Here is a 21,269-nt window from a genome sequence, read left to right as displayed (position 1 = left end):
ATGCAATACCTCAAGCCAGAGTCGTTGCGAAGACATGGCGAGTCTGGTTGTATCTGTTGCGCTATCTATCCAGAGCGGCCGAGAGACCTGGCTTGTCGACGCCGCAGCAACCATCCTGTTCTTCAGGAACGGTGCTCCCGCCAGGACCGATGGAGCGAAAAGTGTTCCGTGGTCCACCGGACCGTCGTCGTCGATTCACGACGTACGGGCCGAGCGATCTCGTGCACCCTCTGTCGGGGGTACACGAGAGGAGACCTACGGCGTGGCCGACCCCCAGATACCGGCTCTGTCCTTCGAGCTGTTCCCGCCGCGTAGTGAGCGCAGCCGCGAGACGCTGCTGGCGACGCTCGATGCGCTTGCGCCCACCTCGCCCGACTACGTGTCCGTGACCGCGGGGACGGACGGGCTGCGCCGCCGACGAGCGCTGTCGCTGCTGAACCACCTGGTCAACGAGACCCCGTTCCGGCCCCTCGCCCATGTGGTGTGCGTCGGGCAGACCGAGACCGAGCTGACCGAGCTGATCGGCCAGCTGCTGGAGACCGGCGTACGGGGCATCCTCGCCCTGCGCGGCGACCGGCCGGAGGGCGTGAGCGAGCCGGGCGAGGACGAGCTGCCCTTCGCCCGCCACCTGATCGATCTCATCCGCCGGGTGGAGAACCAGCGCGCCGCCTACCTGTGCGCCGGCCGGGTCTCCGTGGGGGTCGCGGCCTACCCGATCAAGCACCCGGAGTCGACGAGCGTCAGCCAGGACCTGGAGGTGCTCCTGTCCAAGCAGCGCGCGGGGGCGGATTTCGCGATCACCCAGGTCTACCGCGAGCCCTCGGACTACGAGGATTACGTGACCCGTGCCCGCCGCTCCGGCATCGAGCTGCCCCTGATCCCGGGGATCCTGCCCGTGACGAATCTGCGCCGCTACCTGACCGTGTGCAGGCTGGCCGGCCTCACCCCCGACGTCGATCTGGCCCACGCCTTGGAGACGGCGACCTCGGATGCCCAGCGCCACCGCATCGGCGTCGACACCGCCGTGCACACCGCCCGCGCCGCACTGGCCTCGGGCGCTCCCGGGCTGCACCTCTACACGTTCAACGAGCACCAGGCGGCGCTGGACGTCCTGGAACGCCTCGATCTGCCCCGGCCCACGCCGCCGCAGGCCGATGACATCACGGCGCCGCTTCCCGCCGTGCAGCCCCCGCCCCGCCAGCGCGTCCATCTACCCGCCGATGCCGGGCCCGCCCGGGACCACGGCACCTCCACCACGACCCACGAACCCGGACCCCATGTCCCCGATGCCAAGGAGAACCCCATGACCGAGCAGAACACCGACCGCACCGCGTCCGAGAAGGCCTTCCCCTCCGCGACCGTCCTGGGCTACCCCCGCCTCGGGCCCAACCGCGAGCTGAAGAAGGCGCTCGAGTCCTACTGGGCCGGGAGGTCCGGCGCCCAGGACCTCGAGCAGACCGCCTCGGGCCTGCGCGACTACGCCGCCGACCGCATCGAAGAGCTGGGGCTCAAGGAGTCCTCGGCCGTTCCCGCCAGCTACGCCCTCTACGACCAGGTCCTCGACACCCTGGTGGCCGTGGGTGCCGTGCCCGCCCGGTTCACCGACCTGCGCGGGGAGAACGGTTCCGTGGACCGCGACGGCGCCTTCGTCCTGGCCCGCGGCGACGCCGCTCGTCAGCCGCTGGAGATGACCAAGTGGTTCGACACCAACTACCACTACCTGGTCCCCGAGATCGGCCCCCAGACCACCTTCTCCGCGGCTCCCTACGAGCTCGTGGCCGCCGTGGAGCAGGCCGCCGCCCAGGGCCGCACCGTGCGCCCCTCCATCGTGGGCCCCGTGACCTTCCTGGCCCTGGCCAAGGACGACGGCACCTCCGCCTCGCCCATCCGCCCCCTGGACCGGCTGGAGGACCTTCTTCCCGTCTACGCCCAGATCCTCGCCCAGCTGCGCACGGCCGGTGCCGAGTGGGTGCAGATCGAGGAGCCCGCCGTCGTCGCCGACTTCGCCCACGTCACGGAGGACGAGCTCGGTACCGCGATCGAGCGGGCCACCGCCTACCTGGCCGGCCAGAGCGCACGCCCCCAGATCCTCCTGGCCACCCCCTACGGCGACGCCGGGGACCTGCTCGCGCCGATCGCCCGCTCCGGGGTGGAGGCCGTGCACGTCGACCTGGTGCGCGGCGACCTCGACGCCGGGCAGCTGGCCCTGTTCACGGCCGACCGGGCCCCCGCGCTCGTGGCCGGCATCGTGAACGGGCGCAATATCTGGCGCACCGAGCTCGACGCCGCCCTGACCCGCCTGGAGGGCCTCCGCGACGCCGGGGCGAAGGTCTCGGTGGCCACCTCCACCAGCCTGATCCACGTCCCGCACACCCTGGAGGGCGAGGACGACCTGGATCCCGCGGTTCGCCGCTGGCTGGCGTTCGCCGACGAGAAGATCCAGGAGGTCGCCACGCTGGCCCGCGGCCTGGCAGAGGGCCGCGACGCAGTGGCCGGCGAGCTCCGGGAATCCGAGGAGGCCGCCGCCTCCCGCCGGGAGGCCCCCGGCGTCCACGACCCGGAGGTCCGTGCCCGTGCCGCCGCCCAGACCCCGGCCGACACCCAGCGGGGCGACGCCCAGCGCCGTCGTTCGGTGCAGGCGGAGCGCACCTTCGGCTCCGCCCGGCTCCCCGTGCTGCCGACGACGACGATCGGCTCCTTCCCCCAGACCGGGGAGGTCCGCAAGGCCCGCGCCGACTACAGGGCCGGCACCATCGACCGGGCGCAGTACGAGCAGTTCCTGCGCGATGAGATCGCCCGGGTGATCGAGCTGCAGGAGCAGCTCGGCCTGGACGTGCTCGTGCACGGCGAGCCCGAGCGCAACGACATGGTGCAGTACTTCGCGGAGAACTTCGACGGCTTCGAGGTCACTCACAACGGCTGGGTGCAGTCCTACGGATCGCGGGCGACCCGCCCCTCGATCCTGTGGGGCGATGTCTCCCGGGCTGGCGAGGGCCTGCGCGGCGATGCGTTCACCGTTCCGTGGATCTCCTTCGCCCAGTCCCGGAGCCAGCGCCCCGTCAAGGGCATGCTGACCGGACCCGTGACCATCCTGGCCTGGTCGTTCGTGCGCGACGACCAGCCCCTGGGCGAGACGGCCGACCAGGTGGCCCTGGCCCTGCGCGACGAGGTGGCCGACCTCGAGGCCGCCGGGATCGGGATCATCCAGGTGGACGAGCCGGCGCTGCGCGAGCTGCTCCCGCTGCGCCGCGCGGACCGCACCGCCTACCTGGACTGGGCCGTGGACGCATTCCGCCGGTCCACCGCTGGCGCTGCGGACGAGACGCAGATCCACACGCACCTGTGCTACTCGGAGTTCGGCGAGGTGATCGAGGGCGTGGACGCCCTCGATGCCGACGTCACCTCGATCGAGGCCGCCCGTTCCCGCATGGAGGTCCTCGCGGATGTCCGCTCGGTCGGCTTCGCACGGGGCTTGGGCCCGGGTGTGTGGGACATCCACTCCCCGCGCGTGCCTTCGGCGGACGAGATCGGGTCCCTCCTGATCAGCGCGCTGGACCACGTGGACGCCGATCTGCTGTGGGCCAACCCCGACTGCGGTCTGAAGACCCGCGGCTACGAGGAGACCAAGCGGTCCCTGGAGAACCTGGTGGCGGCCACCGCCCGGGTCCGCGAGCGCCTCGGGGCGACCGCCTCCTTCGACTCCGTCGTCGCGGGGCAGTCGACCACCGAACGCTGAGCACCCGGTAGGACAGCCGAAGGGCGGGGACGGTCTGACCGTCCCCGCCCTTCGTATGCCCCTGTAAGTCAGGGGGTGTTCATCGCTGCAGTTCCTCGGCGGCTACGGGGTCGGAGTCCGTGAGGAACGTCTGGATCCGCTCGGCCTCGTCCAGTTCCCCGATCGCCGCCGCGGCCTGCCCCAGGGCCGCGAGCGCCCGCAGGAAACCGCGGTTGGGCTCGTGGGAGTACGGAACCGGGCCGTGCCCCTTCCACCCGCTGCCCCGCAGCGCGTCCAGGCCCCGGTGGTAGCCCACCCGGGCGTACGCGTAGCCCTCCAGCGTGCGGCCGTCGCCCAGGGCCTCCTCGGCCAGCAGGGCCCACGGCAGCTGCTCCTTGGGGAAGGAGCGGGCCAGGTCCTCGGCCTCGTCGCCGGCGTCGTACCGCGCGTTGAGCTCCGGGTTCTCCTCGAGCAGGGTGGGGGCGGGTTCGCCCAACAGGTTCTTTCCGATCTGGCTCATGACGGTCCTTCCGCGGGAGGTCTGGGTGACGGTTTCCACCGTTCAGCCTATCGGCGCTCCACCGGCGGAACCCGGGAGACATAGATCACGGTTCCCGCCGGGAAATCGGTCCCGCCCATCCATCGACGGCACCGGCTCGCAGCGAATACGCTGGCGCACGCACACCGCGCGACAAAGGAGTTCCGTGCGTCTTCCCAAGCGGTCGTCGGCCCCGGTGGCCCCCGACGACGATCAGCTGATCCGCCCCTGGCACCAGGGGGCGATCACCCCGCCGCGGCTGCTGCTGGCACTGAAGGCGGCCACCGCGTGCACCATCGCCTGGATCGTCGCGCCGTTCATGCCCGGGGTCGTGGCGCAGTACCCGTTCTACGCCCCCTTGGGCGCCCTGTCCGTCATGTACCCCACGTTGCTGGGCTCGATGCGCACGGGCATCCAGACGATCGCCGGACTGGCCATCGGCATGGCGCTCGCGCTGGTCATCCTGCTGACGGACCTGAACACGGTCATCACGCTGTTCATCGTCATCGTGATCGGCACCGTGCTGGCCGGCGTCCGGAAGCTGGGGGCGGGTGCCGACTACATCCCGATGACCGCGCTGTTCGTGCTGGTCATCGGCGGCCCCAATGCCGATGACTACTCGATCGGCTACCTGGTGCAGATGACCACCGGCGCCGCGATCGGACTGGCCGTGCACCTGCTGATCGCCCCGCCCGTGGACATCCGCTCCGCCTCCCTCGAACTGGGCCGGGTGGAGAAGCTGATGGTGCACTACCTGCGCGATGTCGCCCGTGAGGTGCGCACCCCGGGCTCGACGTCGCGCCGGGACTGGATGGAGGTCAACCAGCAGGTGACCGAGATGACCATGGAGGTCCGCGGAGTCGTCATGGAGTCGGCGACCGGCATGAAGGGCAACCCGCGCATGCTGCTGCCCAACAACAAGAATCAGGATCCCGGGCTCGCCCGCCTGATCCGCGTCGAGTACGTGGGCTTCTACATGCGTAACCTCACGGACGTCCTCCGCCGGCTGTTCGCCTCCGACGGCTCGCACATGGTGGTCCCGGCGGAGGTCTCCAAGGAGCTCGAGCGGGCGCTGCGGGCCGTCGCCGAGGTCATGCGGGTGGCCTGGCGCGTGGACACCGCCTCCCTCCAGGCGCTGACCACAGCGCTGACCATCGTCCCCCTGAACCTGGACGACGACGAGAAGGACGAGGTCGCCCTCCTCGCCCGCCGCGCCCGGGCACGGATCGCGGACCTGTCGGACCAGCTGGAGAAGCTGGAGATCCGCAACACCTGGGACCACTGGTGGCTCGTCTCCGTGAGCACCGACCTGGAGCGCATCCTGCAGACGGTCACCGCCCACGGCGCCAGCAATCCCCCGCCTCCGCCCAGGCGCGGCCGCGCACGAACGCTGCCTTTTCCCCGGCCGGTCAGGTTCCGAGGATGAAGTGGGGGCGCGTCAGCGTTGCTGGGAACGATAGGCTCGTAAGCACTGCTCGTTTCCAGGAGGCCCCGTGACCACACACCGCGCACCATCGACAGGTCCAGGCGCGCCCGTGCCGGGCCGGGTCGGCGCTGCGGAGGGTCTCAAGCCGATCTGGGTGGAGCACCCCGATCTGGAGGCCATGGGCCGCCGCGGCTTCCGCCGGTTCCAGGGCGTGTTCGGACGGGAGCCGGAGGGCATCTGGATGTCCCCGGGGCGCGCCAACCTCAACGGCGAGCACATCGATTTCCTGGGCGGGCGCTGCCTGCCCATGGCCCTGCCCTACGGCACCCTGGTCGCCGCCGCACCCCGGACCGACGGGCTGCTGCGCATGCGGACCCTGGAACCCAGCCTGGACGCCGGCATCGTGGAGGTCGAGGTCGCCGGCATCGGCCCCGGCCGCCCCGAGGGCTGGACCGGATATGTCGCCGGCGCCCTGTGGGCTCTGCACATCGCCGCCCAGGACCACCCCGAGCTGGCCATACCCGAGAACTTCGGGGCCGACCTCCTGATCCGCTCGACCCTCCCCATGGGCGGCGGGCTGTCCTCCTCCGCGGCCCTGGAGTGCGCCGCCATCCTCGCCTTCGTGGGCATGGCCCTGGGTCGCACGGACCTCGACGACGGCACCCGCGCCGTCCTGGCCCGCGCCTGCATGATGGCCGAGGTCGAAGTGGTCGGAGCCGCCACGGGAGGGCTGGACCAGACGGCGAGCCTGCGCTCCCGCCCTGAGCACATCCTGTCCCTGGACTGCCGGGACTTCTCGATCGAGCACTACCCCGCCGCGCCCCTGCTCGAGGGCCACCGGCTGGTCGGCGTCGATACCAATACCCCGCACTGGCTGGGCGGCGACGAGTTCAGCTCCCGCCGCAAGGACGCCGAGGCCGCCGCCAGGTTCCTGGGCGCCGAACGCCTGCGGGACCTCCTGCCGGAGGCTCCGGGCCAGGCCGATGTGGACGCCGTGCTGGCCCGCTGGGACGAGCTGGCCCCGTCTGCGTCCCGGCTGGAGGGTCACGATCCCGGTGACGCCCGGCGGCGTCTGCGTCACGCCCTGACCGAGATGCTGCGCTCCGAGCGCATCGACGCACTGCTGCGCCACGGCGCCGACCCCTCGATGGCCGGCGGCGCACCGGGCGAACTGGGCCGGATCCTCTCCGAGGGGCACGCCTCCATGCGCGACGATGCCGAGGCCTCCTTCGCCACCGCCGACCTGATCGTCGCCATCGCCCTCAGACGCGGTGCCACCGGCGCCAGGCTGATCGGCGGCGGTTTCGGCGGTTCCGTCCTGGCCCTGCTGCCCGAGCTGAGGGTCGACTCGATCGTCGAGCACATCGACCGGGAGGTGCTCGCGGCGGGCCTGCCCCGTCCGCGGTTCCTGTGCATCGAGCCCAGCTCCTCCGGCCGCCAGCTCTGCCGGGAGTGCGTCTGACCACCACCCGATACCGTCCAGATGCGACTTGAACCGCCGATCAGAGCCGATGAGCGGTTCAAGTCGCATCTGGACGGCGCCGTCACGCATGATGGACAGGTGTAGGACAGATATGGATATGGATTCATCCTCCGGGCTTCCTATCCCGGTTTTGTCATGACAAAATGACATACATCACATGAAGGAGTTGCCCATGGCCACGGATGTACAGGTTGCGCTGGACCGGTCCTCTCCGGTCCCGCTGTACCACCAGGTGGCAACCGCCTTCGAGGCCGCCATCCGGGACGGGTCGCTTCCCCCCGGCACGCGCCTGGACAACGAGATCGAGCTGGCCAAACGCTTCAGCCTGTCCCGTCCCACGATGCGCCAGGCGCTGGATCAGCTGGTCCAGGCGGGGCTGGTGGTACGCCGCCGCGGGATCGGCACCCAGGTGATCGAGCCCCCCGTGCGCCGCCCGCTGCAGCTGTCCTCCCTCTACGATGACCTGATCGAGCAGGGCTCGAAACCCACCACCCAGCTACTGGAGTTCGAGGCCGTGGCGGCCGATACGGACCGGGCCGAGCTGCTCGGCATCAAGGAGGGCTCTCCGCTGCAGCATCTGCGCCGGGTGCGCTCCATCGACGGCACCCCCTTGGCGATCATGGAGAACTGGGTGCCCGCCGACGTCGTGCAGCTGACCCCTGAGCAGCTCAAGCACAGCGGCCTCTACGACCTCATGCGCGCCAACGGCGTCGACTTCCGCCTGGCCCATCAGCGCATGGGCGCCACCGTCGCCGATGCCGAGCAGTCGGCGCTGCTCGAAGTGGACGAGGGCTCGCCCCTGGTCCTCATGGAGCGCGTGGCGCGCGACTCGAACGGCCAGGCGGTCGACGGCGGCCACCATCTCTACCGTGCCGATATGTACTCGTTCGAGATGACCCTCGTGAAGTAGACGTGGATTCCGGCGGGCGGCGGGATCGCCGCCCGCCGGCACATGTCCGCGACATGTGCAAACGTTATGTGTAACCAACGTGCAAAGGAGCGCCATGACCACCGCATCTTCTGACTGGTTCTACCCCGCAGGGGCCACCGGCCACGACGACTGGTGGCTGGATCTGGGCACCCCGGATTCGCAGGTCCAGGCCCCCGGGTGGGCCCACACGGGGCTGCGCGTCGCGCAGCTGCAGCCGGGGGCGTCCGTCTCCCTCGCGGCGCAGGACGAGGAGCGCATCGTCATCCCGCTGACGGGATCCTTCACCGTGACGGTCTCCGGAGAGGCTGACGGCGACGCCTCCTACGCCCTGGCCGGGCGGGCGTCGGTGTTCAGCGGCCCCACCGATGTCCTCTACACCGGTGTGAGCAGGGGCTGCACCATCTCCTCCGACGACGGCGGGCGCGTAGCGGTGGCCTCCGCCCCCGCGAAGAACTCCTATCCCACCCGCCATGTGCTCCCCGACGACGTGCCGCTGGAGCTGCGCGGGGCCGGCAACTGCTCGCGGCAGGTGCACAACTTCGGCACCCCTCCCAACCTCGAGGCCGACCGCTTCATCGTGTGTGAGGTGCTCACCCCGGCCGGCAACTGGTCCTCCTACCCCCCGCACAAGCACGACGAGGAGAAGGACGGCGAGACCGCGCTCGAGGAGATCTACTACTTCGAGATGCAGACCGCCAAGAACATGCCCATCCCCTCACCCGAGGAGGGCGGCCCGGACGCCATGGGGTATCAGCGGGTCTACGCCTCGGACGAGCGCGAAATCGACGTCGCCGTCGAGGTGCGCACGGGCGACCTCGTCCTGGTCCCCTACGGCTGGCACGGCCCGGCCATGACCCCTCCGGGCCACGACATGTACTACCTGAACGTGATGGCCGGCCCCGGTCCGGTCCGCAAGTGGCTGATCAGCGACGACGCCCACCACGGCTGGATCCGCCAGACCTGGGAGGACCAGGAGATGGACCCCCGGCTGCCCTTCGCCGGCTGAGCCTTCCGGGCTGGCCGGGCCTTCCGGGCCGGCCGGGCCTTCCGGGCCGGCCGGTCCCCGGTCAGCCGCGGCGCTCCAGCTCGTCGTCCACATAGGTCTCCCGGGAGACCTTGCGGCCGAAATACGTGAGGGGAACGGCCGACAGCGCCAGCAGGACCAGCGGCACGGCCCAGCTTCCGGTGGCGCCGTGGATGAGCCCGATCAGCAGGGGACCCAGGCCCGCCATGAGGTACCCGGCGGGCTGGGTGAACCCCGAGACCCGCGCGGTGATCATCGGGTCCCTGGTCCGGGCGGTGATCAGGGCCAGCGCCGTCGGGAAGGCCAGGGACCCCAGACCGAGCAGGATCGCCCACGCGAGCGGCACGGTGGCGGGGGCCACCAGCAGGCCGCCGTACCCCAGGATCATGCACAGGCCCATCCCGGTGATCCAGGTGGCCAGCCGCGGGGAATGGGATACCAGCCAGGACATGGCGAAGCCTCCCGGAACCCCGATGAAGGCGACCACCCCCACCATGGCGGCGGCCGTGCCCAGGCTCAGGCCCGCGTCACGGTAGATCTGGGCCATCCACCCGAACTGGATGTAGGCGTTCGTGGACTGCAGCCCGAAGAAGACCGTCAGCGCCACGGCCGTGGGCGATCGCCAGACCGGGGTCCTCATGGCGGTCTGGCCGGCGTGCTCCGCCCTGACGCGCTCGCCGGAACTCCGGACGGGCTCCATCCTGCCGGTCGTGGCCGCGGGCTCACCGGCCGAGTCCAGGTCGTCGTCCCCGCCGCCCTGCCGGGAGGGCGCCTTCAGCCGCCATCCCGCTGCCGCCATGAGCACCATCCACACGGCGAGGGCGACGGCGGCCAGGCCTCCCCAGGAGGCCAGGGCATTGCGCCAGCCGCCCGTCATGTCGAGCAGCCACCCCGCGATCAGCAGGGGGACGGCACCGCCCACGGCCAGTCCGGTGGAGTACAGCCCGGCCAGAAGCGCCGGGCGGCTGCCGCCGAACATACGGATCACCGCGGGGACCAGCACGTTGCCCACCGCCATGCCGGACAGGGCCAGGGCGCTCAAGAGCACGAAGACCCAGCCCGCGCCGACGTACGGCCGGGCCAGCAGACCGGCCGCCATCAGCAGCAGGCCGAGCGCGATCGAGAACCCGACGCCCAGCCTCCGGGCCAGCGGGACCGCGGCCACCCCGGCAACCGCGAACATGAACCCGGGCAGCGCCGTCAGCAGCCCGGCGGTCCCGCTCGACAGGTCGAGCCCCTCCCTGATCTCGGCGAGCACGGAGCCCACCGAGGTCGCCCCGGGACGGAGGGTGATGGCCGTGATCAGGATCGCAATCCCTACGAGGGCCATCGCGGGGCCGCGGGACTTGGTCATCAGACGATCGTAACCTCAAGAAGACGGTGGGTGGTGCACTCCTCGATGCGCGCAGGGCCGGAGCCCGACCGCAGCTCATAGGGTGACGGGACGCCCCGTCCGGACCGACTCCTCGGCCGCCAGCACCAGCCGCATGGCCTTGAGGCCTTCAGCCGGCGGAGTCAGGCTCACCTCCTGGCCCTGGACGACCTTGAGGAAATGCTCCATCTCACGACGGAATGCCGGCTCGAAGCGGAAGATGAACTCGCTGTACCTGTCTTTCGGCGTGGCCGCACCGGGCTCGGTGGATTGCAGGGGTACCCGGGAGTCGAGCCCCGCGGCGAATGCGGCATCACTGCCGTAGACCTCGGTCCTGACATCGTGCCCGTCGGAGATGTTCCTGGCTCCCGTGATGACCGCCTGGACCCCGGAGGAGAACGTCAGCACCGCGGTCGCGGTGTCCAGGTCCTCGTGGCGGGCGTAAGCGGGTTCGTCGATAGCCGAACCCGTGGCATAGACGGAGACCACCTCGTCGTCCAGGAGCCACGGCAGCATGTCGAAGTCGTGGACCATGAGGTCGCGCCAGATCCCGCCGGACCCGGCCATGTAGTCCTCGGTGATGTGGTGATGGTCGTGCGCGATGGCGCGCACCAGCCGGACGGTGCCGGCTTCACCGGCGAGGGTCCGCCGGCGAAGCTCCTGGTAGGCGGTGTCGTAGCGCCGATGGAAGGCCACCATGATCGGGGTCTCGGCCCCGGCGAACTCATCGACGAGCTCTTCCATCTCCTCCATGGTCATCGCCAGCGGCTTCTCCACCAGGACGGGCACGCCCTCGCGCACCGCCTGCCGGGTCAGCTCCGGATGGGACCCCGTGGACGTCGCGATGACCACGCCGTCCAGGCCGGTCAGCCATTCCTCGTCCGCGAGCCGGGTGACGAGCCCGACCGGACGCGGCGGAGGGGCATGGTCGCCGCGCAGTTCAGCGGGAGCCCCGTCGGCGAGAGCCTCCCGCAGGGCGCGCTCAGCCGTGCCGAGTTTCTCCGGATCGCGCCCGATCAGCACGACCTCGTCCACGCCGCTGCTCTGCGCGACGTTGCGCGCATGCATCAGCCCGATGCGCCCCAGGCCGATGACGCCGATCCTCATGACGAACGAGCCTCCGACCTGATCGATTCGACCGTGCGGACCAGGTGCTCCAGACTCGCGGACACATCGTTGCGCGGTCCGCCGTCCTCCGACGGCGCCTGATCGAGGACCGTGTCCTGCTCCAGGACGAACCACCCCTGGTAGCCGGCCTCCTCCAGGTTCCGCAGGATGCTCTCCAGGTCCAGGTCGCCGCTGCCGAGCGGCCGGTACATCCCCTTCACCACGGCGTCGTAGTAGCTCAGCTCCCCCTGCTGGACGCGACGCGCCCACGCGAGGTCCACGTCCTTGGCGTGCACGTGCGAGATCCGGTCGGCATGATCGCGCACGAAGGCCACGGGGTCGATGCCGCCCACGAGCATGTGGCCGCTGTCCAGGCAGATGGACAGGTCCGTGTCCTCCAGGATCCGGTCCAGTTCCGCCTGGTTCTCCACCATCGTGCCCGCGTGCGGGTGCAGCGCGACGGAGACGCCCGCCTCGGTCGCCGCCTCGACGATGCGCTCCGCGTTCTCGCGCAGCCGCCGCCAGCCCTCTTCGTCCAGCACGGGCCGGGGGTCGTCGTAGCCGTCCACGCCGGTCGCGGCGGCCAGGACCAGCGTGCGGGCGCCCGCCGCCACGTACGCCTCCAGTTCGCGCCGCACCTCGGGCAGGGGGTCGTGCCCCGGGTCGTGGAGCACGGCCGGGACGAATCCGCCGAGAGCCGCCATCCCGTGCGCTCGGAGGATCTCCGCCTTCTGCTCCGGGTCCTCGGGCAGGAAACCGGCCGGGCCGAACTCCGCCGCCGCGAACCCCAGTTCCTGCATCTGCCTCAGCACCTCGGACGGCTCCATCTGGAAGCCCCACCCCGGGACCTCGCAGACCCCCCAGGAGATGGGGGCCGCGGCGATCCGCTGCCTGATCGGCTCTTCTGCGCTCATGGAGCTTTCTCCTTCATGTCGATGTCGTCCGGCGTCTTCGCCGTCGTCTGGAGGTCCGTGCGGACCGGGTTCCGTCATGCCCGGACCACGAACCGCGGGCTCCCGCCGTCGAGCACGTCGCGCACGGCTTGCGCGGCGTCGACGAACGTGGCCTCGGCCGCGCGGGTGCTCAGGCCCATGAGATGCGGGCTGAGCACCACCGACGGATGGTGGTACAGCGGGTGGTCGGCCGGCGGTTCGGGCTCGAAGGCGTCGAGCCCGACGCCGGCCAGCCGGCCCGTTTCGAGAGCGGCGAGCACCGCGTCCTCGTCCAGCAGGCCGCCGCGGCTGAGGTTGAGCAGGATCGACGACGGGCGCATGCGGCCCAGCTCGGCCTCGCCGATCAGCCCGCGCGTCTCGGGCAGCAGGGGCAGGTGCAGGGTCACGGCGTCGGAGGACTCCAGCAGCCCCTCGAGGGAAGCGGCCCGGATCCCATCGGGGATCTCGGCCACGGGATCGTAGGCCACGACGCGCATGCCGAAGGCCTCCGCGATCCGGTGGACCCGGCGCCCGATCCGCCCGTAGCCGACGATCCCGAGGGTGGCCTCCTCGAGATCGCCCACTACGACCTCGCCGCGTTCGTCCCAGCGCCCTTCGCGGACCAGGCGGGTCAGGGGCCCCAGGCGCTTGGTCAGGTGCAGCAGATGGGCGAAGACCCCTTCGGCCACGGCGTTCGTATTGCTGCCCGGCGTGATGGCCACCGGAATCCCGCGCGCGGCGGCGGCATCGACGTCGACCAGGTTGTAGCCGACCCCAGTGCGGGCGATGACCTTGAGCGCCGGCATGGCCGCCAGCTCCCCGGCACCGACCGGCGCGGCGGCGCGGACGATCGCGCCGTCGGCCCGGGTCAGCTCCTCTGCGGTGGGCTCCGGTGCGAAATCGACGTCGTCGCCCAGGACCGGGCACACGATCTCAGCGGGCACGGGACCCAGCCCGACCACCAGGGGACGTTCAGTCACGGCCGCCCTCCTCCGTCTTGCGGGCGGCGCTGGTGCCCGCCACCGGGGCGATGTCCTGCCAGGACCTGTCGGTCGCCGAGGCCTCCGCGGCGCTGACCACCCGCTGGGCGGCGAGCGCGTCCCGGATGTCGGCGTGGACCGACTCACGGCCCAGGAAGGCCGTGAGGAACTTCTTGGCCTCGATGACCTTGAGGTCGTCATAGCCCATCGGCGTCCCGGCCCCGGGCTGGAAGCGGGCGAAATCCCCGAAGTGGCTGTTGGCAAGCACCGTGGTGTACCCCACATGCGGGCCGGAGCGCCCCAGGGCGAGCTCGAGTTCGTTGAGCCGTTCGAAGTTCCACCGGAGGGATCCCTCCGTGCCGTAGACCTCCAGGCCGTACTGCGCCCGGGGCCCGACGGCGACCCGGGAGGCCTCCAGGGTGCCCACGGCGCCGGCGCCCTGCGCGTCGTCGCCGAAGGAGACCAGCATGGACGCGTAGTCCTCGTTCTCCACGGGCAGCATCTTCCCGTTCTCCACGACGGCGAAGTGGGTTCCGGTGCCCATGGGCAGTTCGGGGCGTTCCGTGTAGACGGTCGAGGTGGCGGCGGTGATCTTGTCGATCGGCCCCACCACGTAGTGGGCGAGGTCGACGAGGTGGCCCATCAGGTCCCCGAGCACCCCCGTGCCGGCGAGCTTCCTGATGAACCGCCAGGACAACGCGCCGTTGGGCTCGGAGGAGTAGTCGGCGAAGAAGGCCCCGCGGACGTTGGTGATCCTCCCGAGCGTTCCCTCCGCCACGAGCTGCCGGGCGTATTCGATCGCGGGGGCGCTGCGGTAGTTGAACCCCACGGCGGTGGCCACCCCGGCCTCGGCCGCGGCGTCGGCGATGCCCTGGGTCTCCGCCGCCGAACGGCCGGCGGGCTTCTCGATCCAGAAGGCCTTCCCGGCCCGGGCGGCCGCCTCCGCGATCTCCGCGTGGAGGAAGTTCGGCGCGCAGATGGAGACGACGTCGATCTCCGGGTTCGCCAGCACCTCCCGGTAGTCGTCGGTGCCGCTTTCGTATCCCAGCGCGTTGATCGCGTAGTCGACGCGATCCGCCGCTGTATCCGCCGCCTGGACCAGCCGGGGTTTGATGCCGAGCTCGGGGTAGACGATCGGCAGGTTGGCATAGGCCCGGCTGTGCAGCTGGCCCATCCAGCCGACGCTGATGAGGCCGATGCCGATTTCGCGGGGAACGGACATGGTGCTCCTTCGGTTCTCGGTGAGGTGTGAGATCAGTGTGATGCGAGATCAGTGAGGTGTGAAGGCGGTCTCAGGGGCGAGAGCGCCGACGGCCGGCGGTCACCCCGCCGCGGGCGAGCCCTCGCGCGCCTGCGCCATGGCCGCCGAGGTCGCGGCGGCCAGCAGGGTGGAGTCGGAGCCGACCGCCAGGAAACGGAATCCCTCCCGGCGTCTGCGGGCTGCCACCTCGGGCCCCGGACAGAGGATGCCCGCGGCCACCTGATGGCGTTCGGCCGCGGCGAGGACCCTCGCCAGCGCCTCGGTGAACTCGGGCGCCTCGAAGTCCACCGGGTGCCCGACCGCGTAGCTGAGATCGAGCGGGCCGACGAACAGCACGTCGACGCCGTCGATCGCGGCGATCTCATCGGCCTCCGCGAGCGCCTGCAGGGTCTCGATCTGGACGATGGTGGTGACCCTGTCGTCGGCCTGCGCCAGCGCCTCCTTGTCCAGCCCCCAGCGGATGGACCGGTTGTAGGTCGCCACGCCCCGGTCTCCCCTGGGCGGATAGCGCAGGTGACGCATGATGGAGCGGACCTGCTCGGCGCTCTCCACGCGCGGGATCATCACGCCGGCCGCGCCGGCGTCGAGGACACGGCCGATGCGCAGCCGCTCCGGCGTCTCGACCCGTACCAGGACGGAGGCGCCGTAGGCTCCCGCCGCGACGACGGCCGGCCCGACCTGCTCCTCGCCGCCACCGCCGTGCTCGAGATCCAGGACGACCCAGTCCACGCCCGCGGCGGCCATCACCTCGACGGCCATCGGGGAGGCCATCCCGGCGAAGCACCCGGAGGTGATGCCGCCGCCCCGGATCCTCCGCCTGACCGCACCCTGGTCGAGGGGACCGGCGCTCATACGTGCCACCGCTGGTCCTGGAGCCCCGCCTCGTACTCCTCGCGGATGGGCGCCACCCAGTCCTGCTCGGAGACCTCGGCGGGGGCCACGTCCCAGAAGACACCGCCCGGGGGGAGATCCACGAGGGGAACGGTGGGTACCACCAGCAGGACGGGGCCGTCCACGTCCCGCGTGCGGTCGAGCGCCTCGCGCACCTGCGCGGCGGTGGTCACGCGCTCGGCCTGCGCCCCCAGGCCCTGCCCGATCTGGCGGAGGTCGACCTCCAGGTAGTCGCCGTCCAGGCGGGCGTTCTCCCCGTCACCGCGGTAGCGGAAGTCGTTGCCGAACTGCTCGCCGAACTTCAGCATCTGCAGCCGTCGGATCACCTGGTAGCCGTGGTTCTCGGAGACCACGTAGGTGATCTTCATTCTCTCCTGCGCCGCCGTCAGGATCTCGGTGGGGTTCAGCAGGAAGGTGCCGTCGCCGATGAACACCGTGACCCGGTGGGCGGGGTCCGGGTCGGCGAGCCGCACCCCGATGCCCGCGGGCACCTCGTAGCCCATGCAGGAGAACCCGAACTCCAGGTGGCAGTTCCGCCCGGCGGTGGCGTCCCAGACCTTCAGCAGGTCCCCGGGAGGGCCTCCGGCCGCGGCGATGATCGTGTCGCCGTCCTGAGCGTGCTCCTGCAGCAGGCCGATGAGCTGGCCCTGGGTGATCTCCGCATCCGTGTCCGGGATGCCCAGTTCCGCGTGCTCCGGCGCGCTCTTGTCGAAGGGGGTGTCGGGATCCAGCGCGGCGGTCCGCTCGGGAGCCCATTCACCGCGCCTGGCGGCGATCTCTCGGCTCCACTGCTCCGGGACCCGGTAGTCCCCCAGAGCCGATCGCAGCGCGTCGAGGCCGAGCCGGGCATCGGCGACGACGGCGGTCGCACCCTGCTTGATGGCGTCCAGATCGGCGATGTTGATCGAGGCGAACCGCACGTCCGGGTTCTTGAACATGCTCTGCGAGCCGGTGGCGAAGTCGGTGAGGCGGGTGCCGACGGAGAGGACGAGGTCCGCCTCCGCGATGAGCTGGTTGGTGGCGGGGTTGCCCTCCAGTCCGATGCCGCCGAGCAGCCAGTCCGCCTCGGACTGCACCGCCCCCTTGCCCCCGAAGGTCTCGGCGACCGGGATCCCCGTCGCCTCCGCCAGCGATTCCAGTGCCACCGTGGCCTCGGAGTAGAGGACACCGCCGCCCGCGACGATGACGGGCTTCCGCGCCTCGCGGAGCCGGCCGGCGACGGCGGCGATCTCCTCCTCGTGCGGGATGGTGCGGCGGATGGGCCAGTCACGAGGTTCGAAGAGCGCGACCGGGAAGTCGTAGGCGTGGGACTGGATGTCCTGGGGCAGGGAGAGCACCACGGCACCGGTCTCCACGGGGCTGGTCAGGACGCGGAAGGCCTGCGGCAGCGCCGTGACGAGCTGTTCCGGCCGGGTGATGCGGTCGAAGAAGCGCGAGACCGGGCGGAAGGCGTCATTGACCGTGAGCCCGGGATCCTGCGGGTCCTCCAGCTGCTGGAGGACCGGGCCCTGCCTGCGGGTCGCGTAGGTGTCGCCGGGAAGCAGCAGCAGCGGCAGGCGGTTGACGGTGGCCAGCGAGGCCGCGGTGATCAGGTTCATCGCCCCGGGCCCGATCGAGGCGCTCACCGCCAGGGTCTGGCGACGTCGCGTGGCCTTGGCCAGCGCGGCCCCCGCGTGGCCCAGTGCCTGCTCGTTGCGGCCCTGGATGAACGGCAGGTCGTCCGAGTACTGGGAGAAGGCCTGGCTGAATCCGGACACGTTGCCATGGCCGAAGATGCCCGCCGCGGCCGGGACGATACGGCGCCGGTCGCCGTCGAGGACGGAGTACTGCACGGTGAGGTACTTGACCACCGCCTGGGCCACGGTCAGCCGGACGGTCTCATCGCTGTGGGTCATGATCTCTGCTCTCTGCTCAGGGTGGCTCGCGGGGCGTCCCGACGACGCCTCAGGTCCAGGGCTGTCCGTGGAGGACGATGGTCTTGGCCTCGGTCATCTCCTCGACGGCGGCGCGCGGGCCCTCCTTGCCGACGCCCGAGGCCTTGAGCCCGCCGTACGGCATCAGATCGGCACGCCACAGCGGGGTCCAGTTGATGTGGATGCTGCCGGCATCCACCTCCCGGGCCGCCTGCACCGCGGCGTTGACGTCCTTGGTGAAGATCCCGGCGGCCAGGCCGTAGGAGGTGCTGTTGGCCAGTGCGATGGCCTCGGTGATGTCCTCGGCGGTCGAGACGGCGACGGCGGGGCCGAACAGCTCCTCGTGGATGATCTCCGCATCCGGTGCCACGCCGGTCAGCAGTGCCGGTTCCACGATCGCCCCGTCGCGCTGCCCGCCGGTCTCCAGCCGCGCTCCGGCGTTGGCGGCCCCTTGGATGGCGGCCTCCACCCGCCGGGCCTCCTTCTCGGTGATCAGCGTGCCGACCGTGGTGTCCGCGCTGCCGGGGTCGCCGGTGCGGTGCTCGCGGACCTTCGCGAGCAGGGCGTCGTTGAAGTCCCCGGCGATGCTGCGGTGGGCGATCACTCGCTGGACGGAGATGCAGACCTGGCCGGCGTTGACGTAGCCGCCGGCGGCGACCGCCGAGGCGGCCAGTTCGAGGTCGGCATCGGGCAGCACGACCACCGGGGACGAGGCCCCCAGTTCCAGGGAGAGCTTCTTGACCCCTGCGATGCTGGCCAGGTGCTCGCCGACCGCCGTGGACCCCGTGAAGGAGACCTTGCGCACGGCCGGGTCGGAGACCAGGGCGTCGCCGACGGTGCTGCCCGGGCCGGGCAGCACCGACAGCACGCCTTCGGGCAGTCCGGCGTCGATGAAGCACTCGGCCAGCGCCAGCGCGGTCAACGGGGTGGTGCTGGCCGGCTTGAGGATCACGGCGTTGCCCGCGGCGAGCGCCGGCGCCACCTTATGCATGACCAGCAGTGCGGGGTAGTTGAACGGGGTGATCGCTGCCACGATTCCCGCCGGCTGGCGCAGCGTGAAGCCCAGCTTGTCCTGCCCGGTCCCGGGGTTGGCGTCCAGCGGCAGCGTCTGGCCGTAGAGCTGAGTGCCCTCGAAAGCCGCGAGCCGGATGATGTCGCCCGAACGACCGGCCTCGGACCTGGCCTCCTTGAGGGTCTTGCCGTTCTCCGCGCTGAGCACCGCGGCGATCTCCTCCGCGCGCTCGTCGGCCAGCTGCGCCGCCCGGTTGAGGATCGCGGCCCGCTCATGGGCCGGTGTGCGCCGCCAGCGAGCCGCGCCGCGCTCGGCGGCTTCGATGCTCAGCCCGACGTCTTCGGTTCCGGCGGCCACGACCTCACCGACGACCCGCCCGTCGTAGGGCGAGGTCACGGTCAACGGGCGCAGCCCGGGCTCTGCGGAGGGCTTCCATTCGCCTCCGATGAGAAGCTGGCGATGCATAGCGTGTCCTTCCGGGTGGTCACATTTTGAACCGGTTCAAAAAACAGTAGTGCGCATCACATCCACACGTCAAGAGCTTGTTTCCAGAAGGTGACCGGCCGGATTCACCGGCCGGTCCGGAGTCCTCCGGAGCGTCGGAACCCGCAGGTCAGGAGGATGATCCCCTGACCACGAGCCTCGGTTCCACCAGTTCCTCCCGGAGATCATGATCGCCGCCCATCGTCGCGAGCAGCGTCCGGGCGGCCTCGGCTCCGACGCGGGCGTTCTGCGGATCCACGCTGGTCAGTGAGATCCGGTGGAGCCCCGCCAGGAAGGTGTTGTCGAAGCCGGTCACGGCCAGGTCGGCGGGGACACGCAACCCGATCTGGTCGGCGGCGGACTGCACGCCGATGCCCACCAGGTCGTTGACCGCCACCACGGCGTCCGGCCGGCCGCCGTCCGCCACGGCTTTGCTGAACGCCTCGAAACCGGAGCGCTCGGTGAGGTCGGCCGGATAGACCCGGGCGTCCATCCCCTTCCCGGTGAGCACGTCGCGGTAGGCCTGCGCCCGCACCTGCGACACCGCGCCCCCTTCTCCCCCGACGAACGCGATCCTCTCCCGCCCCTGGGCGATCAGGTGATCGACCGCCAGGGATATCCCGGCATGGTCGTGCACCCGCACGGAGGAGCCGCCCGCCTGCCCGGCCGGGACGGAGCTCGCGTAGACGACGGGGGTATCGAGCGGCAGCGCGCTGTCCTGCGCGAGCGACCCGATCACCAGCACCCCCGAAGGCCTGAGGTCCTGGAACATCTGGATCAGCTGCTGGTCCACCCGCGGCGCGCCGGTGCTTCCCGGCCCCGTGGCACTCGTGAGCAGGCTATGCCGTCCCGCCTGCTCGAACACCACCCGTGCCGCATCGGCGATCTCGGGGAACAGCGGGTTGTGCAGGTTGCTGAGCAGGATGCCGATGAAGGAGGAGCGTTCGGTGGCGAGCGACTGCGCCAGGAAGTTGGGCTTGTATCCGAGCTTGTCGGCAGCGCGGAGGATGCGCTCACGCCGCAGGGGGCTGACTTTGCTGGCGTCCTTGAAGGCCAGTGAGACCAGCCCCTTGGACACCCCCGCCTCGGCGGCGACATCCCGGATGGTCGGACGCGACGCTCCACTGCTTCTCGGCATGACGAATATTCTGGCACGGGAGCCGGGCGCCCCGGATGACGGGGCGCCCGGCGTCGAGGTCTCTCAGATGCTTCCGTGGATATCGGCGGGAACCCAGTCCGGCGCCTCGGAGATGGCCACGGAGCGGAGCAGCTCCGCCGACCGGCGCACGCCTTCGGCCGAGGAGAGCAGCACATCCTCGTGCTCGATGTTCAGCGGGCCCTCGTAGCCGACCGACCTGAGGGTGTAGACGAAGTCCGCCCAGAAGGACGCCCCGCCCGGGTGCCCCAGGCCCAGCGTCACGAAGTTCCAGGACCGCTCGGCCGCGTCGGCCGGCGGCAGCGTGTCGAGCACGCCGTTGATACCGGCGTTGCGCCTGTCGATCCTGACGTCCTTGGCATGGACGTGGAAGATCGACGACCCCAGTGCCCGGATGACCTCGAGGATGTCGGCTCCCATCCACATCAGATGCGACGGGTCCAGGTTGGCGCCCACGACGTCGTCGCCGGCCATGTCCCGCAGCCGCTTCAGGGTGGCGACGTTGAACACCAGCTGACGGCCGTGCATCTCCACGGCCAGCCGAACGTCATGGCGCCGCGCGAACTCGGCCAGGTCGAGCCAGTACGGCCTGGCAACCTCCTCCCACTGGTATTCGAGGATCTCCAGGGTCTCGGGAGGCCAGGAGGTCGTGATCCAGTTGGGCGACTTCTCCCCCCGCGCGGCCGGAAGCCCCGACATCAGCACGACGGTGGGCACCCCCATCTCGGAGGCCACGCGGATCGTGTCCCGGACCACCCCGTCCTGCTGCGCCCCGGAGACCGGGTGGAGCTGATTCCCGTTGGCGTTCAGCGCGCTGATGGTCAGCCCCCGGGAGCCGACCGCTTCCGCGAGCGCATCCCGCGCCCCCGCGCTGCGTACCAGGGCCGCGAGATCGGTGTGGGGCGCCCCCGACCAGTTGCCCATGGCGAATTCGACGGTGTCCAACCCGAGTCCGGCCGCGGTGTCGAGGGCCTCCTCGAGGCTGCGGTTCCCCAGGGAGTCTGTGAGCAAGCCGATCTGCATGTGCGTCTCCTTCGTCGATCGT

16 protein-coding genes and 1 riboswitch are annotated in these 21,269 nt (G+C 70.9%); of the genes, 5 read left to right on the top strand and 11 right to left on the bottom strand.

The genetic code is table 11. The annotated features are described in order from the left end of the window. The first annotated feature begins 62 nt into the window (after positions 1-62). Positions 63-156, top strand: a riboswitch (SAM riboswitch). Between the two features lie 106 nt (positions 157-262). Beyond that, the gene (gene metE, locus FCK90_RS07445; protein WP_181954233.1) at positions 263-3,736 is read left to right on the top strand and encodes a 5-methyltetrahydropteroyltriglutamate--homocysteine S-methyltransferase; all 3,474 of its coding nucleotides are present in this window, start codon (positions 263-265) and stop codon (positions 3,734-3,736) included. 79 nt (positions 3,737-3,815) lie between these two features. On the opposite strand, the gene FCK90_RS07440 is transcribed toward metE, so the two are convergent. After that, on the bottom strand, positions 3,816-4,235 hold the full coding sequence (locus FCK90_RS07440; RefSeq protein WP_158033676.1) for a DUF3151 domain-containing protein: 420 nt from the start codon (positions 4,233-4,235) through the stop codon (positions 3,816-3,818). A gap of 184 nt (positions 4,236-4,419) precedes the next feature. Between FCK90_RS07440 and FCK90_RS07435 the strand changes: the two genes are divergently transcribed. The 4 genes from FCK90_RS07435 (at position 4,420) to iolB (ending at position 9,099) form a co-directional block, all read left to right on the top strand. Next, entirely contained in the window at positions 4,420-5,679 is a 1,260-nt protein-coding gene (locus tag FCK90_RS07435) for an FUSC family protein (protein ID WP_158033675.1), read from the top strand. Between the two features lie 67 nt (positions 5,680-5,746). Then, positions 5,747-7,141, top strand: coding sequence for a galactokinase (locus FCK90_RS07430; protein ID WP_158033674.1), 1,395 nt, complete (start codon positions 5,747-5,749; stop codon positions 7,139-7,141). Between the two features lie 193 nt (positions 7,142-7,334). Further along, positions 7,335-8,072: a GntR family transcriptional regulator gene (locus FCK90_RS07425; protein ID WP_158033673.1), complete on the top strand. Its 738-nt coding sequence runs from the start codon at positions 7,335-7,337 to the stop codon at positions 8,070-8,072. A 94-nt stretch (positions 8,073-8,166) separates the two neighbouring features. Beyond that, complete coding sequence (iolB, locus tag FCK90_RS07420) at positions 8,167-9,099, top strand: 5-deoxy-glucuronate isomerase (RefSeq protein ID WP_158033672.1); 933 nt, start codon at positions 8,167-8,169, stop codon at positions 9,097-9,099. A 61-nt stretch (positions 9,100-9,160) separates the two neighbouring features. On the opposite strand, the gene FCK90_RS07415 is transcribed toward iolB, so the two are convergent. From FCK90_RS07415 to FCK90_RS07370, 10 genes are all read right to left on the bottom strand, one after another. After that, positions 9,161-10,471, bottom strand: coding sequence for an MFS transporter (locus tag FCK90_RS07415; protein WP_158033671.1), 1,311 nt, complete (start codon positions 10,469-10,471; stop codon positions 9,161-9,163). Between the two features lie 75 nt (positions 10,472-10,546). After that, the gene (locus FCK90_RS07410; RefSeq protein ID WP_158033670.1) at positions 10,547-11,596 is read right to left on the bottom strand and encodes a Gfo/Idh/MocA family protein; all 1,050 of its coding nucleotides are present in this window, start codon (positions 11,594-11,596) and stop codon (positions 10,547-10,549) included. Beyond that, on the bottom strand, positions 11,593-12,510 hold the full coding sequence (locus FCK90_RS07405; protein ID WP_158033669.1) for a sugar phosphate isomerase/epimerase family protein: 918 nt from the start codon (positions 12,508-12,510) through the stop codon (positions 11,593-11,595). Before FCK90_RS07405 ends, FCK90_RS07410 begins: the two co-directional genes overlap by 4 nt. A gap of 74 nt (positions 12,511-12,584) precedes the next feature. Then, the gene (locus tag FCK90_RS07400) at positions 12,585-13,508 is read right to left on the bottom strand and encodes a hydroxyacid dehydrogenase (RefSeq protein WP_158033668.1); all 924 of its coding nucleotides are present in this window, start codon (positions 13,506-13,508) and stop codon (positions 12,585-12,587) included. Then, entirely contained in the window at positions 13,501-14,730 is a 1,230-nt protein-coding gene (locus FCK90_RS07395; protein WP_158033667.1) for a Gfo/Idh/MocA family protein, read from the bottom strand. The genes FCK90_RS07400 and FCK90_RS07395 overlap by 8 nt, the downstream gene beginning before the upstream one ends. 99 nt (positions 14,731-14,829) lie before the next feature. Beyond that, the gene (locus FCK90_RS07390; RefSeq protein WP_158033764.1) at positions 14,830-15,621 is read right to left on the bottom strand and encodes an HpcH/HpaI aldolase family protein; all 792 of its coding nucleotides are present in this window, start codon (positions 15,619-15,621) and stop codon (positions 14,830-14,832) included. Next, a complete protein-coding gene (gene iolD, locus FCK90_RS07385; protein WP_158033666.1) occupies positions 15,618-17,555 on the bottom strand; it encodes a 3D-(3,5/4)-trihydroxycyclohexane-1,2-dione acylhydrolase (decyclizing) in 1,938 nt (645 codons plus the stop codon). Before iolD ends, FCK90_RS07390 begins: the two co-directional genes overlap by 4 nt. A 49-nt stretch (positions 17,556-17,604) precedes the next feature. After that, positions 17,605-19,050: an aldehyde dehydrogenase family protein gene (locus FCK90_RS07380; protein ID WP_158033665.1), complete on the bottom strand. Its 1,446-nt coding sequence runs from the start codon at positions 19,048-19,050 to the stop codon at positions 17,605-17,607. Positions 19,051-19,198: 148 nt separating this feature from the next. After that, on the bottom strand, positions 19,199-20,206 hold the full coding sequence (locus tag FCK90_RS07375) for a LacI family DNA-binding transcriptional regulator (protein ID WP_158033664.1): 1,008 nt from the start codon (positions 20,204-20,206) through the stop codon (positions 19,199-19,201). Positions 20,207-20,269: 63 nt separating this feature from the next. Beyond that, on the bottom strand, positions 20,270-21,247 hold the full coding sequence (locus FCK90_RS07370; protein WP_158033663.1) for a sugar phosphate isomerase/epimerase family protein: 978 nt from the start codon (positions 21,245-21,247) through the stop codon (positions 20,270-20,272). Positions 21,248-21,269: the final 22 nt, after the last annotated feature.

Source organism: Kocuria coralli, from assembly GCF_008831305.1.
Classification (GTDB): Bacteria; Actinomycetota; Actinomycetes; order Actinomycetales; family Micrococcaceae; genus Kocuria; species Kocuria coralli.
Note: the sequence above shows the minus strand (reverse complement) of the source record. Positions and strands in the feature narration are given on the sequence as shown.